The sequence below is a fragment of the Agrobacterium larrymoorei genome (assembly GCF_030819275.1).
In the GTDB taxonomy this organism is placed as follows: Bacteria; Pseudomonadota; Alphaproteobacteria; order Rhizobiales; family Rhizobiaceae; genus Agrobacterium; species Agrobacterium larrymoorei_B.
In genome coordinates this window covers 1619626-1636061 of record NZ_JAUTBL010000001.1, presented here as the reverse complement: position 1 = coordinate 1636061, position 16436 = coordinate 1619626, and the positions used below count along the sequence as shown (strand labels likewise).

The following is a 16436-nucleotide window of genomic DNA, read 5'->3' as shown; positions in this document are numbered from 1 at the left end:
TTGCGCCTCATGGTGCAAAATACGGAAAGGAAACCCCGATGACCACCACAACCATCTTCACCAATGCCAAGCTGGCCGACGGGTCCCTGCGCGACATTCACGTAGACAATGGCCGGATCACAGCCATTGAAGCAGCAGGCAGTCCCACTTCGCTGGGCGCGGCGTCCGCCTCATCGATCGACCTTTCCGGCGATCTTGTGCTGCCGGGCTTCGTAGAAGGACATATCCATCTCGATACCAGCTTTTATGGCGGGAAGTGGGTGTCGCATCGCCCCTGCACCAATGGCTTTGATGTTCATGAACGTGTCGCCTTCCAGGCTGAGAACATGGCGAAGGCCGAGCCGATGGCGGAGCGCGCGCGCAATCAGCTCGATCTTTGCATTTCCAAAGGCACGACCCAGATGCGTAGCCACGTGATGGTCGATGGTTCGGTCGGGCTGAAGTCTTTGGAAACCATCCTCGCTGTGCGCGAGGAATATCGGGATATGATCGATATCCAACTCGTCGCCTTTCCTCAAAGCGGCATCCTGAAAAGCCCGGGAACGCCAGAGCTTCTCGATGCCGCCATCGGTCTTGGCGCAGATCTTGTAGGCGGGCTCGACCCCGCAAGCTTCGACCGCGACGTCAACGGCCATCTCGACGTGGTCTTCGGCGTTGCGGAAAAGCATGGCGTCGATATCGATATCCATCTGCATGACGCAGGCTCGATGGGCGCTTTTACCATCGAGGAAATTTGCGACCGCACCATTGCACTCGGAATGCAAGGGCATGTCGCCGTCAGTCATGCCTATGGTCTGGGCGACCTTGCACCAGATGCGGCGAAAAAGATTGCAGCCCGGATCGCGCGAAGCGGAGTCTCGATCATGACCAATGCCCCCGGCAACCACAATTTCCCACCGGTCGCTCTGCTGCGCCGCGAAGGCGTGACGGTTTTCAGCGGCAGTGACAATATCCGCGATTCCTGGTGGCCCTATGGTGATGGCGACATGCTCCACCGTGCAGAAATCATCGGCTACAGATCTGGCTTCTACACCGACGACGAGCTCTCTGCTGCCTTCGAGATCGTGACGGCTGCTGGTGCAAAAGCCTTGCGGCTAGACGGATATGGGATTGAAATCGGTGCGAAAGCTGATTTCGTCTCCCTGGCAGCGGAGCATGTGCCGGAGGCCGTAATTGCCTTTCCGACGCGACACAAGGTTTTCAAGAACGGCCGCCTGGTTGCCGAAAACGGGCGGGTGAAGCGTTAACAGCAGACCCAGCCTATACCAAAGCAGGCCGGGACGAACCCCGGCCTGCAACGTGCTGCGATGTCATTTCAAACGCGCGTCTCGCGCTGATATTCGCCCACAGGCTTCGGCACCTTTACCCTCGCAAAAAGCGGTGACGCCAGAAGGTAGAGCGCGGCTCCCACCATCCATGTCGTGCCGATCCAGACGGTTTGGGTTGAAAAGAACAAGGCGGTCGTCAGAACCGGTCCGGCGATACCGGCAAGACTCATCAGGCTCGCCAAAACACCCTGTAACTGTCCCTGTTGCTCATCGCTCACATGGCTGGTTGCCAGCGACTGTAGCGCCGGCATCGCAACACCCCCGAGTGCAAAGAGCGGTGCCACGGCATACCCCATCCAACTTTGGGTGGCGAAGGCCATCAGAACATAGGCCAACATGTCGAAGGCGACGCCGATCATCAAGGTCCCGAGGTCGCCGAAGCGGCGCGATAACGGCCCGACAAGGAAGGCCTGGGCCAGTGCGCCACTAACGCCGAAAACCGATAGCGACAGGCCGAGATGAACGGAATCCCACCCAAACCGCTCGGCACCGTAGAGGACCCAGATCGTCCCTGGTATGGCGGCGACAAGACCGAACACCACGAAGACGATAACAAGCGGCAGGAGTTCTTTGAAATTCCACAGCCAGAGCAAAGGTCGCAAGGGGTTGAGTTCTTTCAGCTCGAACCTGGTTTCGTTCGCTGACCGGCTTTCCGGCAAAACGAACAGTGCGACGAGAAAATTGAGCCCATTGAACAGCGCCGCCACAAGGAAGGGCGAGCGCAGCCACCAGGCACCCATCACACCCCCGATGACCGGGCCAATGATGAAGCCCGTGCTCATCACCGCGCCAATCGTGCCAAACCGCTGCGCACGCTGATCGGCCGGGGTTATGTCGGTAATATAAGCGCTCGCCACCGCCATATTGGCACTGGTTATGCCAGCGACCGCTCTGCCCACCACCAACACCCAGCCGAGTGGTGAAAGGCCCATGACGAGGTAATCGATGAGAGTTCCAGCCAGAGAAAGCAGCAAAACCGGACGCCGCCCGAACCGATCGCTGAGCGCGCCCAGAACCGGCGAGAAGACAAATTGCATGATGGCGAAGACTGCCAGCATGAGCCCATAGAGAAATCCGAAGTCGTTTCCTCCCGTTACTTCATGCAAGAGATCGGGAAGAATGGGGAAGATCAGACCAGCACCGATCGCATCGAGCGCAACGGTTGCGAGAATAACGATGAGGGCCTTGTTCATGGAGAGGCGTCCTTGTAGGCTTTATCAGCGATAAATTTATCAGTGATAAGCTCCCTTATCACTGATAAGTCAATAGGTGTTTTCATGGCGATTGGACGCGAGCGCATTGTCGATGAGGCTCTGCTGCTGCTGAATGAAGTGGGGATAGACAAGCTATCCACGCGAAAGCTTGCGGAGCGGCTGGGGGTTCAGCAGCCGGCACTCTACTGGCATTTCCGCAACAAGTCGGAATTGCTGGATGCGATCAACTCGGAGATGCTGCTGCGCTATCATCACGATCGCCTGCCCAAACCAGGCCAGGACTGGGTGGCATTTACCCTAGCCAATGCCCGCAGCGTCCGCAAAGCGTTGCTGACTATGCGCGATGGCGCGCGATTGACCGCAGGCACACGACCATCCGTCGCCGATTTTGCCGATGCGGAAAAGGTACTGCAACTCTATGTCGATGCGGGTTTTTCGGCCAAAGAGGCCTTCGGTATCGCCATCTGCGTGACGCGCTATGTAGTGGGTTATGTTCTTGAAGAACAGGGAGAGCAGGAGCGTGAACGGATCGACCGCGACCTGCCAAAAGCTGATTTCGATGCAGACATTGCGCCGTTTCCCTTGCTGACCGACGCTCTAGAAACCTGTCGGGAGGTCGGGACGGTCAACACCGAAGCTGTGTTCGAGAGCGGGCTTGGTTATCTTGTGGCAGGTTTGCAGGAAACGTTGCGGCGTAAGCAATCAGTGTGAGGGCAAGCCGTGCAAGCCCCCTTCTCACGCTCCAAACCATCGCATTGATTCCACCCATGATGATAAGGCCGCCCGGCACACCGGGCGGCCTTATCGAATCTCATCTACTCGCTTTCGCTAAAGGGATATCAGAAGATTAGGGCCTGTGGGGGCCGCCCTCCGGTCCCCGAGGACCACTCTCCGGACCGCGAGGAGGTTTACCCGCCGGGCCGAGTTGATCGGTCTTTCCGTCTTTGTGGACGATGTAGCTGCCATGGAGGAAGCCATCGTCGAAGCGGCCCTGGACGGTCACGACCTCGTCCTTGTTGACGATCGTACCACCCTTCCCTTCCGGCCCCGTTTCAACGAGCGCGCGGCCACTTTCATCCTGAATGATGAACTTGTTGCCGAAGATTTCCACCACCTTGCCCTTGACGCTGGTGAGGCTGTCGTTTGGCATGGCCGAAATCGCGACGGGTGCGATGGGCGCAAGCTCTGCCGTGGGGCGTGTCAACTTCATTGCACCTGCACCTCCGGCAATACCGACTGCCAAAAGGGCGATGGCACCAATGGTTAAGGCAGCCGCAGAACGCTTCTTCGGATGCGGATGGACGTGCTTGATGTCTTCGTGATGCTTGTTTTCGGTTTCAGGTGTAACAGACATTTCTGGTCTCCTTTGTGATTGGAATGCCCGTTTCTACCAAAGCCCCACCACCGCCAGTCTGAACCATCCCGTTCAGCTTGAGTTAAGCGTCCAGCACCATAAGAAAGCCGGATCCCACGGAGTAGAATTTCCTCATGCGTGTCCTTCTTGTCGAAGACGATACCGACCTTGCACACCGGATTGCCAGCAGTCTCAGAAACGAAAACTTCGTTGTCGATATTGCGCGCAACGGTGAAGACGGTCAGCATGCAGGGCTCACCGAAGCCTTCGATGTCGCGGTCCTCGATCTCGGGCTCCCCAAGATCGACGGCGTTTCGGTGCTCGCCTCCTGGCGCGACGCAGGCCGAACATTTCCGGTGCTCGTGCTGACCGCAAGAGATGGCTGGCCGGACAAGGTGGCAAGTTTCAAAGCGGGAGCCGACGACTTTCTCACCAAACCATTCAAGGTCGAGGAGCTGGTCCTGCGGCTGCGCGCTCTGGTTCGGCGCGCCAACAACCATGCCAGCGCAACCGTCACCTGTGGATCGATCACCTTCAACGCCCAGCTCGGAGCCTTCGAGAAGGATGGCGTTCCCTTGAAGCTGACCGCCCTGGAGTGGCGCGTACTCTCCTGCCTGATCTTGCGCAAAGAGATTATCGTGGACCGAAGCGAGTTGATGGAACGCGTCTATGATGGCGACGCCGAAGTGGACTCGAACTCCATCGAAGTCATCGTGGCAAGGCTGCGGCGAAAGATCGGCGCCGAGTTCATCGAGACCGTGCGTGGCAGGGGTTACATGATGACGGCTGCGTCATGAGGTGGCCGCGCCTTTCCCGCCCCAGCTCGATTGCCGGACGACTCACGGCATTCTCCGCCGTGTTTGTGGCGGGCGCTATTCTCGTCGCATCCGTTATCCTATGGCTCATCGTTGCCGGGGTCGTTCGCGAACAGATCGACCAGCGGCTCGATACCCAGATTGAAGGTTTGCGCAGCGGCCTGACCATGAGCGAAAACGGCCAGCTAATGCTGGCTTCTCAACTGGACGGACCGCCTTTTGATCGACCAAATTCCGGATGGTATTGGCAGATCAAGTCAGAGACATCGACGATCTCATCCCGTTCTCTGGAGCGGCGCGTCCTCAAACCTGGCGGACGCCCGGCGGATTGGCGCGATCTCGCGTCGGCGCGGCCTAGGCCGGGTGATATGGAAGACGATAACGGACGTGGGCTTTACACACGCACCCTGTTCACTCGTATTAATGGCCAGCCTGTGCAGATCACGGCGTCTGCGCCAGACGCTGCGTTGACCGATCCTGCGTTCCGTTCCCTCATGTGGCTCGTGCCAGCCATGGCGCTTCTTGGTATAACGCTCCTCATTGGCACTTACTTACAGGTCCGGTTCGGCCTTAAGCCGCTGAAGCGCTTGACGGCCGACATTGGAGAGGTGTCAGCCGGGAACCGCTCAACTCTTTCTGAGGGGGACGTGGAGGAGTTGAAGCCCGTATCGACGGAGATCAACCGGCTGATCGCATTAAACGAGCGGCGGCTTGAGGAGGCGCGGATTCATTTCGCCAATATGGCCCATGGGCTTAAAACGCCGGTCGCCAGCCTCACGCTCGGCTTGAACGACGACAACGATGCGAATGGCGGTTTGAGAGATCTCGTCCAGCGCATCGACCGTCGCATCCGGCATCATCTTGCCGATGCGCGAAAGTCGGCGGCGGGGCAGCTATCGAGCAGGCACGTCTTGCTTCGCCCTCGTCTCGACGACCTCATTCTTGTTCTTTCAAACATTTACAGGGACAAGGCTTTGTCAATTCGCTGCGAGGTTGAGGATCAGACCAGCCTCCGCTGCGATGCGGAAGACGTGGACGAAGTTCTCGGCAATCTGCTGGACAATGCGTTCAAATGGGCGTCCACAGCCGTAACGGTTTCTTCCGTGCGGAAGGGCGGTTTTGTCGAGATCACGATGACAGACGACGGCCCGGGCATTTCCGAAGACAGGATCAACGAGGCGTTCCAGCCGGGCATGCGGCTAGATGAGAGTGTACAAGGCAGTGGCTTCGGTTTGGGTATTTCAAAGGAAATCGCTGAACTCTATGGCGGCACCGTAAGGCTCCAAAATAGTGAGAGCGGTTTTCAGGCCATCGTAACGCTCCCGATCTCCAGTCACATATCGTCATAAGTCGTCGCGCATCGGTGCAACCGAAACCGAGTCAATCTCGTTATTGCAGCGGATTTGATATAGGCATTGATGAAGATGGCGCTGGATAAAGCGATAAACGCATCGGGGTTTGTCTGAGAATTAAAGAAATGTAAGTTGCCCAATACCCCCCGGTATTGGAGTATGCATTAGACGACGTGGGTGGTATGAGCGCCCATGTTACAATTTTTGAAGTTAAGCTATTCATTTCGCAGCGCATTAAGGCATTCTTGAAATGGCCAGTCCTTCCTCTAGTGATTTTCCAGCGAACAACAAAAACGAGTTGGAGCCACCCGGACTGGGTGTGAGGCGAATGTTAGACGCCGCTCCCGGAGCGCCTGGCATAGACGCGCGCTGGACCTCAAGTGCGAAGAATGGCATCGGCACCGCGCTTTCCAAACACTCCCGTGTCTGGTTCACATTGAGCCACGGCGTTCTAAACGAAATTTACTACCCCCGCGTCGATAGCGCCTGCACCCGTGATTTCGGCTTGGTTGTCACCGGCAAAGACGGCTACTTCTCAGAGGAAAAGCGCGACTGCGACCCCGAGACGACAACTGTTGCTCCTGGCATCCCTGCCTTCTCCATCACCAATACGGCGCGAGACGGACTTTATCGCATCGAGAAGCAGGTGATTACCGATCCCGCCCGAGCCTGTGTGCTACAACGCGTTCGCTTCGCCGCGCTTAAGGGAGATGTGGGCGACTACAGGGTTACGGCTCTGCTGGCTCCACACCTGGTGAACGCTGGACAGCTGAACTCAGCCTGGATCGGTGAGTTCGAGGACAAGCCGGTGCTTTTCGCCACTGGCCGCTCCCGCTACCTGGCGCTGGTATCAGACATCCCATGGCGAGCCTTGAGTGCCGGCTTCGTCGGCGTGTCGGATGGTTGGCGGCAGTTGAAGCAGCATGGACGAATTGCAGAACAGTATCAGCGCGCCGATGACGGCAATGTCGCGCTCGCTGGTGAGCTGGCTTTCACCAGCGACTGCACCGAAGCCACGCTTGCCATTGGTTTTGGTCAAACCGAATTCGAAGCTGCGGCTGCAGCGACTGCAAGCCTGAAGGATGGCTTCGACAAGGCGCAGCAGCACTATGTTGCCAACTGGCAGGCCTGGCAGGAGAAGCTTGCTCCGCTCGATCGAGAAGAGCAGAACGGCGTGAATACCTACCGGGTTTCGACCGCGGTTCTCGCCTCTCACCGAGCAGCAGACCGCCCTGGCGCTGTCGTGGCCAGCCTCTCCATTCCTTGGGGCTTTTCGAAGGGCGACGACGATCTTGGCGGTTATCACCTCGTTTGGCCCCGGGATCTGGTGGAAACAGCAGGTGGATTTCTCGCAGCAGGCAATGCCGAGGAGGCGATCGCCATCCTCGATTACCTTCGCCTCGTCCAGCAGCCCTCGGGCCGTTGGCCGCAAAACCTTTGGCTCGATGGAAAACCCTATTGGCCCGGCATCCAGATGGATGAATGCGCCTTTCCCATTCTGCTCACCGATATGCTGCGCCGTCTCGGACATCTCGATGCGAAGGCATTGAAGCGCTTCATGCCAATGCTGCGCAGCGCCGCGAACTACATCATCACCAACGGCCCCGCCACCGCCGAAGACCGCTGGGAGGAGGATGCAGGCTACAGCCCCTTTACTCTTGCCGTTGAAGTATCAGCACTACTGGCAGCCGCCGACCTTCTATCCCTCGAAGGAGATGAGGTAGCAGCCAATCATCTGCGTGAAACAGCCGACTGCTGGAACGACCAGATCGAAAAATGGACCTTTGCGGGCGAGAAGGATTTTTGCGCCGCGGTCGGCATCTCCGGTCACTACGTCCGCATCGCGCCCATCGGTGTCACAGATGAGGTCAGCGCTTCGGGCGACATCGAAATCCGCAACCAGACACCGGACCGGGCGCTCCTGCCGACGGCGGACGTTTTGAGCCCCGATGCGTTGGCGCTGGTACGCTTTGGTCTGCGTGCGCCGGATGATCCACATATCGTCGACACCATCAAAGCCATCGATCACAGCCTGCGGGCCGATCTGCCACAAGGTCCGCTATGGTACCGTTATACCGGCGACGGCTATGGAGAGCACGAAGATGGTGCGCCATTCAATGGCACGGGCCAAGGCAGGCCCTGGCCTCTGCTAGCTGGGGAACGCGCCCATTACGAACTCGCAGCTGGCCGGCGGGAGGTCGCTGAAGGCCTTCTATCGACTTTGGAAAGATCGGCAGGGTCGGGCGGACTTTTCCCAGAGCAGGTCTGGGATGGCCCTGATGTTCCGGAGAAAGAGCTTTTCCTCGGCCGCCCGTCCGGCAGCGCCATGCCTCTGGTCTGGGCGCATTCCGAACATATCAAGCTGCTTCGTTCTCTGAAAGACGGAGCGGTCTTCGACATGCCGCCCCAGGGCGTGGAACGCTATATCAAGAACAGGACCCGTTCGGATCTGCGGATATGGCGCTTCAACAATCGCTTGTCCTCCATCCCGCTCGGCAAGACGCTGAGACTTGAAACGGAGGCAGACGCTTTGGTGCATTGGAGCATAGATGACTGGGCGACGGTTACAGACACACCGATGGTGCCGTCAGGGCTTGGAACATATTATGCCGACCTACCTTTGAGCCACGAGGATGAGGACAAGACGATTGTCTTCACCTTCTACTGGCAGGACGGCGGGCATTGGGAAAATACTAACTTTACCGTTCACGTTGTGGCGGAATCGGAAGAATCCACACGCATTTAACATGGAGAATGATATGCAGATCGCAATGGTAGGTCTTGGCCGCATGGGCGCCAATATGGTGCGCCGCCTGCTCAAGCAAGGTCATGACTGCGTCGTCTTCGACGTCAACGCAGACAATGTTGCAGCGCTCGTCAAAGAAGGTGCCAAGGGTGCCTCCTCGGCCGCTGACCTCATCTCCAAACTCGAAAAGCCGCGCGCCGTCTGGCTGATGTTGCCCGCCGCCATCACCCCGAAAATTGCACGGGACTTTGCCTCGAAGCTCGATAATGGCGATGCCATCATCGACGGCGGCAACTCGCTTTACCATGAAGCCATCAACCTTTCCGCGGAGTTCGCGCCGCTCGGTATCGATTTTATCGATGTCGGTACCTCGGGTGGCGTATGGGGCCTTGAGCGGGGCTACTCGCTCATGATCGGTGGCCCGAAGGCAGCCGTGGAGCGGCTCGACCCGATCTTCGCCTCGCTCGCCCCCGGCGCTGGTCAGGATATTGCGGAAGATCCGGATACGGGGACCGCGCCAAGAGGCTACCTCCATTGCGGCCCGGCAGGTGCCGGTCACTTCGTCAAGATGGTCCATAACGGCATTGAGTACGGCGTCATGGCCGCCTATGCTGAGGGGCTCAATATCTTGAAGGCGGCCAATGCCGGCAATAGCGAGCGCGAGGCGGATGCGGAAACGGCACCTCTTGCCAACCCGCAATATTATCGTTTCGATGTCGACCTGCCCGCCGTAACAGAAGTCTGGCGCCATGGCTCGGTTATCGGCTCCTGGCTGCTGGATCTGACGGCAGAGGCCCTCAAGCAGGACCCGCATCTGGAAAACTATGATGGCCGTGTCTCGGACTCTGGTGAGGGCCGCTGGACGTTGCAGGCCGCCGTGGAGACCGGCGTTCCGGCACCGGTTCTCGCCTCGGCGCTCTTCGAACGCTTCTCCTCACGCGGCGAGGCGCAGTTCGCCGGCAAGGTGCTCTCCGCCATGCGCCATGCCTTTGGCGGGCATCTGGAAAAAGCCAAGTAAGGCGGGAGACAAGAGCCATGGCACAAGAACAATCCGACGTACTGGTGGTGTTCGGTGCCACCGGCGATCTTGCCCATAAGATGATCTTCCCCTCGCTCTATGCGATGGTGAAGCGCGGCGCGCTCAACACGCCGATCATCGGTGTTGCCTTTGACGACTGGACGCGCGACCAGCTTATCGCGCGTGCCAGAGACGCCGTTTCAAAACATGTCGACCATATCGATGAGACCGTATTCTCCAAGATGGCGGAGAAAATGTCTTACGTGTCTGGCGACTACCGCAGCCCGTCGACATTCGACAAGTTGAAGCAGGCGCTGGCCGAGCATAAAAGCCCGCTCTACTACCTCGCGATCCCGCCATCCCTGTTTGAAACCGTGGCCGATAGTCTTGATCAGGCAGGGATTGCCAAAAACGCCCGCCTGATGGTCGAAAAGCCTTTCGGACGCGATCTTGCTTCGGCAAAGAAGCTGAACGAGGTTCTGCACAAAGTCTTCGAGGAAGAGGCAATCTTCCGCATCGACCACTTTCTCGGCAAGGAAGCCATTCAGAACCTCCTCTATTTTCGTTTCGCCAACAGCTTCCTTGAGCCGGTTTGGAATCGAGACCACGTCGAGAGCGTTCAGATCACCATGGCCGAGGATTTCGGCATCAAGGGGCGCGGCAAATTCTATGACGAAGTGGGCTGCATTCGCGATGTGATCCAGAACCACCTCGTCAATGTTCTCCTGCTTCTCACCATGGAGCCGCCTGCGACCGGTGCCTCCGACGATCTGGTGGATGAGAAGGTGCAGGTTTTGAAGGCCATGCCGCCACTCTCGAAAGACGATGTGGTACGGGGTCAATTCGAAGGCTATACCGATGAACCGGGTGTGGCCCCCTCCTCACCGACGGAAACCTTTGCCGCCGTTCGCTTCAGCGTTGAGACATGGCGGTGGAACGGCGTGCCATTCTATATCCGCGCAGGCAAGAACCTGCCCGCCCACGCCACGGAAGTCGTCGTCCGCTTCAAGCGGCCACCTGTAACCCTCTTTGATGAGATCACGGATGCATCGGCTAACTATATCCGCTTTCGCCTCGGGCCAGATATTTCCATCGGTGTCGGCGCGCGCCGCAAGGCAGCAGGCGAAAAAATGCGAGGCGAAGCAGTCGAACTCACCGCGCTTGATGACGGAATCGGCGATATGGCGCCCTATGAACGATTGATCGGCGACGCCATGGCCGGTGACCGGCAACTCTTCACCCGGCAGGATGCAGCGGAATTGGCGTGGAAGATCGTCGAGCCGATCCTGGACGACAAGGCCATTCCACCAACCTATACGCCAGGGACTTGGGGGCCAAGCGACATGGAGAATTTCGCACCGCCCGGAGGTTGGGTCGACCCTGCCTGACGATTGGAGAAGATAGATATGACGCAAGATATTTCAGAGACCGAAGATCGCATTGTCCTGTCCATCGATATCGGCGGCAGCCACGTCAAAATCCTTTCCAGCGCGGGTGGCGAGGAACAGAAGGCTGAAAGCGGGAAGTCCATGACCGCCTCCGACATGGTCGCGGCCGTGAAAGCCATGGCGGAGGACATCAAATATGACGTGATCTCGATGGGTTACCCCGGGCCTGTTGTTCATAACAAGCCGCTTCGCGACCCCGTGAACCTCGGCGATGGTTGGGTCGGGTTCGATTATGAAACCGCATTCGGTCATCCCGTCCGCATCATCAACGACGCCCTGATGCAGGCATTGGGATCCTACAAGGGCGGACGCATGCTGTTTCTTGGGCTCGGCACTGGGCTTGGAGCGGCGATGATCGTAGAGAACGTTGCGCAACCGATGGAGATCGCCCACCTCCCTTATCGCAAGGGCAAGAGCTACGAACATTATGTGAGCGAAGCCTACCGCGAAAAGAAGGGCCACAAGAAGTGGCAAAAGCGGGTCTTCGATGTCGTTGAGGCGCTCACGGCAGCACTCGAGCCCGACTATGTGGTGATCGGCGGCGGCAATGTGGAAAAACTCGATTCACTTCCGCCGAAGTGCCGTCGTGGTGACAATACACTCGCCTTCGAGGGCGGCTTCCGCCTGTGGAAGGACAAAGAGCTGATCGCGTGATGTCTCTGGTTTGCGCCAAATTACCCTACCACAGGCAGGACGTGGGGAGCGGATTTGGAAATCTTGGGACATGCTGTAAGCGCGCCCAAAGAGATTTCGAGCAGCTCGTGACCACTCGACAACTGTAGCCGTGGCTGGCGTCCTAGAGCTTTTCCTTGTTAAATGGAAACGCTTTAGGACGCGCCTCTCTGACAGCATCAGCTCTGCTTGACGAATTCACCGCCCTTGATGATAAACGGCATATGCTTGCCCTGCCCGGTCAAGACCGAGAGATCGTCGAGAGGGTTGCCGTCCACGACGATGAGATCGGCGAAAGCCCCCGCGGCCACGGTTCCCAATTTGCCTTCAAAACCAAGCGCCTTTGCCGCATCCAGTGTTGCGGAACGGATGACATCTTCGGCCGGTAGATGTTCGCCACGAAGAACGAATTCCTCCGATTGATGCTCGTGCATCTCGCCGAGCAAATCCGTGCCATAGACTATGGTCACGCCTGCCTTATGCAGCACCTTTAAAGCTTCGAAGCCAGCGCTGCGCACATCCTCGATTTTGGCAACAGAGACCGGCGGCAGGCCGAGCGAAGCGCCGTCCTTCGCCAGACGGTCATAAACGATGTTGGTCGGAACGACGAAGGCGCCGCGCTCCTTGGCAAGTTGCGCCGTTTCCGGCGTGATCAGGTTGCCATGTTCGATCGATTTGACGCCGCATTCGATGGCGCGGCGAATGGCGGCATCGGTGTAAAGATGCGCGGCCACATAGGTCTGTGCATTCTCCGCCTCTTCAACGGCGGCAAGAACCTCTTCTTTCGAGAAGCCAAGGTTCGCTATTGGGTCGGTCGGCGAGGAGACGCCGCCATTGGCCATGAGCTTGATGAACTGCGCGCCGCCCTTGACCTCCTCACGACATGCCTGGCGAACGGCGTCGACGCCATCACAAATTCGACCGAGCGCACCCAGTTGATCGGGATAATGCGCGACGGAACGTCGGTTGAACCGCCCACGATAATCCGTATGACCACCGGTCTGTGACAACGCCTTGCCACAGATGATCAGCCGCGGACCGACAATCGTCCCTTCCTGAAGCGCCTCGACCAGACCGTGATCGGCACCGCCAAGATCACGCACCGTGGTGAAGCCGCGCATCAGCATTGCCTTCATGATGTTTGCAGAGCGGAGCGCAACGAGAGAGTTGGGCAGATCGGCATTCGCACCCAGATCGAGCTTGGTGGCGATCACATGCACATGGCCATCGATCAGTCCCGGCATGAGAATCTTGCCAGTGAGGTCGATGGTGCGGTCGGCCGTTTCGGAAATGGCTGGCGCAACTTTTACGATGAGATCGTCGCGGATCAGGACATCCATCGGCGCGGTCGGTTCCGCCTGCGATCCATCAACGATACGGGCGTTTTTCAGAAGAATTGAACTCATGGCATTTACTTTCAATCATGTTTTTAAAGCATCGCGCGATCGTTCGAATGCGCTCTCACGCTTTAGTTCTGTGTTTTATCACGTGGTCCGCGTCGTCAGATCTGTTTTGCGGCCAGCAGGAAGTATGGCACCAACCAGGGCGCCAAAGCCTCGGCGCGCTCGAGATGGCGCTCGTCATAAACTCCTGCGCGATGGGTCAGATTGATCGTGCCGATGCAGGCTCCGTCGAAGACGACGGGCACATTGATCTGCGTGCCGCCCCCGAGGCTCGCAATGAGTTCATGATCGAAGAAGGCCCATTTGATACCGTCCATATCCTTGGCGAGAAAGCTCTTGTGCTGACCAATGACGTGGCGGCCCCAGGGCGTGTCGGTCATCGGCTTGCGGCCAGAGACGGGATAATGTTCAGGGTCGGAAGAATAGATGCGAACGACCTCCCCCCCATCGACAGCCAGGAGGGTGAAGAGGACATGTCCGATGTCCCGCTGAAACAGATCATCGAGCGCTTGGAAGAAGGGTGCCGGCTGATCGGGGAGCTTCATGGCCTGGTAAAGGCTGATCTCATTGTGCATGTCGTGATCCTTTTTGCTGATGAGGGAGCAGCCATTGCCGCTCCCTGATGCGCCTGGAGCGCCGTGCGTCCTATTGGACGCACAAAGGACGCCCTAGCTCCTTCGATCTACGCCTCAGCGCGCGGCAAACTCTTCCGCCTCGATTTCCTCGAGCGACCGGTTCTTTGTCGGAATGCCGAGGAAGAGAACGGACATGGCGCCGATGAACAAGATAACGGTCGTCATGCCGAACACGCCAGCGAAACCGCCGATCGGATAGACGGCACCCACAAGGATTGGTGCTGCAATCCCGCCGATACGGCCGATGGCAGAGGCGGTACCCACGCCGGTCGCACGGATGCGCGTCGGAAACACTTCCGGCGTATAGGCGTATTCTCCAGCCGCGACGCCATTGATGAAGAAGGACAGCGTCATGGCAAGCGCGATGACCTGCGTGTCACCGGTCGCAAAAGCCAGCGAGAGAGCCGAAACAGCGGCCAGCGCCATGTAGAGCACGATGGTATAGGGACGGCCAATCTTCTCGCAGAACCAGGCGGCAGTGAAGTAGCCGGGGATTTGCGCCGCATAGATCAGGATCGAGAAGGAGAAGCTTTTCGTCATGGTCATGCCGCGCTCCACGAGCAGGCTCGGAATCCATGTCATGAAGGCGTAAATGCTGAAGGTTACCGACACCCAGAGAAGCCACGTCATGATGGTGATACGCAGGAAGCGCGGCGACAGCAGCGCCTTGAAGTTTGCCATCAGCGAGGTATTGGGCGTTGCAGAGACCTGCGCTGCCGGTGTTGGCGCGGGTAGAACAACGCCGCGGGCCTCATACTGCTTCTCGATGCCGGTGACGATGTCGTTAGCTTCCTGATGGCGACCTTGGCTTTCCAGCCAGCGCGGCGATTCCGTCAAGCCACGGCGCCACCACAAAACCACTACGACCGGCATCGCTGTCACGATCAACGCATAGCGCCAGCCATCATCTGAGGCGGGAACCAGCAGATATCCGAGAACGGCCGAGATAACGAAGCCGAAAGAGAAGAAAGCTGCAAGCGAGGCCGTGAAGCGTCCGCGATACTTTGCGCCGACAAATTCGGAAAGGAACGGCGCGATGATCGCCGCCTCGGCGCCCATGCCGATGCCGCCGACCACACGCAACGCAAAGAACTGATGCCAATCATTGACGGCAGCGCCCGCGAGACTTGCGAGGCAAAACAGGACGAGCGCCCAAAGCATGACGTTCTTACGTCCATATCGGTCGCCGATCGCTCCAGCAATGAGAGCGCCAATGAGGAAGCCGACATAGGTACTGCTGGCGAGATAGCCAACCTGAAGGCTGGTCAGTTGCCACTGCGCGCGCAGCGCCGGCAACAGGAAGGCGATAATGCCCGCATCCCACGCCTCGAACATGTAGCCCAGCCCGCCCATCATGAGCAGCTTGTATTGAAAGCGCCCGACAGGCAGCCTCTCCAGTCTTGCAGCAGTATTATACATTCGCAGTCCCCATCATTATAGTGTGTCACCTCCGCCGCTTTGCGGATGGTGTGCGCGTCGTTTTGTCGCGCAACATTTTTTGCACAGGAAGATTTGTGAATGCAATATGCAAAAAACGCTGCAGGTGATTTTGCAGGAACACTTGAGGACTGGCTGCGTCATCTCGATGAGAAATTTTCTCTGACACCCGCCGCTCATGAAGTGGTGCAAGCCGTGATCAACGATCCGCGGCATGCTTCTTTTGCATCCGCCTCCGAGCTTGCCCAAAAGGCTGACGTCAACGTTGCGACGATCACCAGAACCGCGCAAAGCCTTGGTTTTTCGGGATGGCCGGAGCTTCGGCAGGAAATCCGCACGCGGTTTATGAGCAAGCTTTCAGCACCTGAGGTCAGCGTCGTCCATCAGCAGGAAACCGGCAACGAGCGCCCGTTCGATGCGGCCATGAACCGGCAAATCGAGCAGCTGACGGCGTTGCGCCGGCGTACTGACCGCAACTCCGTCAAGGAGATTGCAAAACTTATTGCAAGCGCAAAACGCCGAATCGTTCTCGGATCAGGCAGTTTTGCATCGATTGCCAACATCCTCGCACACCACGCCACGCTCTGTGGATATCGCATGGAACTGGCAACGGACGGAGTGATGATCGCCAATGCTCTGGGTGACGTGAAGGAAAACGATGTCGTCATCATCTTCACCTTCTGGCGCCTCTATAATTCCGCGATCAGGGCAGCCGCCCAGGCCAAGGCCAAGGGCGCAACCACCTGCGTGATTACCGATGCTGCCGTGGATGCACTGGCAAAAAATGCCGATTACCTGCTGCTAGCCCCTGCGGAAAGCACCTCTTTTTACGCTACAGTCGTTCCCGGCATCGGGCTTGCGGAGGCCATCTCTGCAGAACTGGGCGCGCTCAACCCGGAAATGAGCGCTCGGTCCATCGCTGATTTCGAGGAGCAATGGCAAGAGCAGGATCTGCTTTTTACCAAAACGGCGCCGATGGCGGGAAAGCCTTTTGATCAGCTTTGAACCGTGACC

Annotated in this window: 14 protein-coding genes; 9 read left to right on the top strand and 5 right to left on the bottom strand. The window is 58.1% G+C overall.

Features of this window, described 5'->3' with window-relative positions; all coding sequences use genetic code 11:
- Positions 1–38 precede the first annotated feature (38 nt).
- Entirely contained in the window at positions 39–1247 is a 1209-nt protein-coding gene (locus QE408_RS07455; protein ID WP_306929771.1) for an amidohydrolase family protein, read from the top strand.
- A 68-nt stretch (positions 1248–1315) separates the two neighbouring features.
- Here the strand turns inward: QE408_RS07455 and tet(30) are convergent, their stop codons facing one another.
- Complete coding sequence (gene tet(30) / locus QE408_RS07450; protein ID WP_306929769.1) at positions 1316–2521, bottom strand: tetracycline efflux MFS transporter Tet(30); 1206 nt, start codon at positions 2519–2521, stop codon at positions 1316–1318.
- A gap of 84 nt (positions 2522–2605) precedes the next feature.
- Here tet(30) and QE408_RS07445 point away from each other — a divergent pair, with 84 nt between their 5' ends.
- Positions 2606–3253 carry a TetR/AcrR family transcriptional regulator C-terminal domain-containing protein gene (locus QE408_RS07445; protein ID WP_306929768.1) on the top strand — a complete coding sequence of 216 codons (648 nt, stop codon included), beginning with the start codon at positions 2606–2608 and terminating at the stop codon, positions 3251–3253.
- A gap of 136 nt (positions 3254–3389) precedes the next feature.
- Here QE408_RS07445 and QE408_RS07440 read toward each other — a convergent pair whose 3' ends face one another.
- Positions 3390–3896 (bottom strand): hypothetical protein, encoded by a 507-nt coding sequence (locus tag QE408_RS07440; RefSeq protein ID WP_306929766.1) that lies wholly within the window; start codon positions 3894–3896, stop codon positions 3390–3392.
- Between the two features lie 134 nt (positions 3897–4030).
- On the opposite strand from QE408_RS07440, the gene QE408_RS07435 reads away from it, so the two are divergent.
- From QE408_RS07435 to QE408_RS07410, 6 genes are all read left to right on the top strand, one after another.
- A complete protein-coding gene (locus QE408_RS07435; protein ID WP_306929764.1) occupies positions 4031–4693 on the top strand; it encodes a response regulator transcription factor in 663 nt (220 codons plus the stop codon).
- Entirely contained in the window at positions 4690–6060 is a 1371-nt protein-coding gene (locus QE408_RS07430; RefSeq protein WP_306929763.1) for a sensor histidine kinase, read from the top strand. The genes QE408_RS07435 and QE408_RS07430 overlap by 4 nt, the downstream gene beginning before the upstream one ends.
- Positions 6061–6391: 331 nt before the next feature.
- Positions 6392–8809 (top strand): glucan 1,4-alpha-glucosidase, encoded by a 2418-nt coding sequence (locus tag QE408_RS07425; RefSeq protein WP_306929762.1) that lies wholly within the window; start codon positions 6392–6394, stop codon positions 8807–8809.
- 13 nt (positions 8810–8822) lie between these two features.
- Entirely contained in the window at positions 8823–9827 is a 1005-nt protein-coding gene (gene gnd / locus QE408_RS07420) for a phosphogluconate dehydrogenase (NAD(+)-dependent, decarboxylating) (RefSeq protein WP_306929761.1), read from the top strand.
- Positions 9828–9844: 17 nt separating this feature from the next.
- The gene (gene zwf / locus QE408_RS07415; RefSeq protein WP_306929759.1) at positions 9845–11215 is read left to right on the top strand and encodes a glucose-6-phosphate dehydrogenase; all 1371 of its coding nucleotides are present in this window, start codon (positions 9845–9847) and stop codon (positions 11213–11215) included.
- 18 nt (positions 11216–11233) lie between these two features.
- On the top strand, positions 11234–11929 hold the full coding sequence (locus tag QE408_RS07410) for an ROK family protein (RefSeq protein ID WP_306929758.1): 696 nt from the start codon (positions 11234–11236) through the stop codon (positions 11927–11929).
- Between the two features lie 197 nt (positions 11930–12126).
- Here QE408_RS07410 and QE408_RS07405 read toward each other — a convergent pair whose 3' ends face one another.
- The 3 genes from QE408_RS07405 to QE408_RS07395 form a co-directional block, all read right to left on the bottom strand.
- Entirely contained in the window at positions 12127–13353 is a 1227-nt protein-coding gene (locus tag QE408_RS07405) for a metal-dependent hydrolase family protein (protein WP_306929756.1), read from the bottom strand.
- Between the two features lie 95 nt (positions 13354–13448).
- Positions 13449–13925 carry a GAF domain-containing protein gene (locus tag QE408_RS07400; RefSeq protein ID WP_306929755.1) on the bottom strand — a complete coding sequence of 159 codons (477 nt, stop codon included), beginning with the start codon at positions 13923–13925 and terminating at the stop codon, positions 13449–13451.
- A gap of 114 nt (positions 13926–14039) precedes the next feature.
- Positions 14040–15404 (bottom strand): MFS transporter, encoded by a 1365-nt coding sequence (locus tag QE408_RS07395; protein WP_306929754.1) that lies wholly within the window; start codon positions 15402–15404, stop codon positions 14040–14042.
- A 99-nt stretch (positions 15405–15503) separates the two neighbouring features.
- Here QE408_RS07395 and QE408_RS07390 point away from each other — a divergent pair, with 99 nt between their 5' ends.
- Positions 15504–16427, top strand: a complete 924-nt coding sequence (locus QE408_RS07390; RefSeq protein WP_306929753.1) for a MurR/RpiR family transcriptional regulator — start codon at positions 15504–15506, stop codon at positions 16425–16427.
- The last annotated feature ends 9 nt before the right edge of the window (positions 16428–16436 follow it).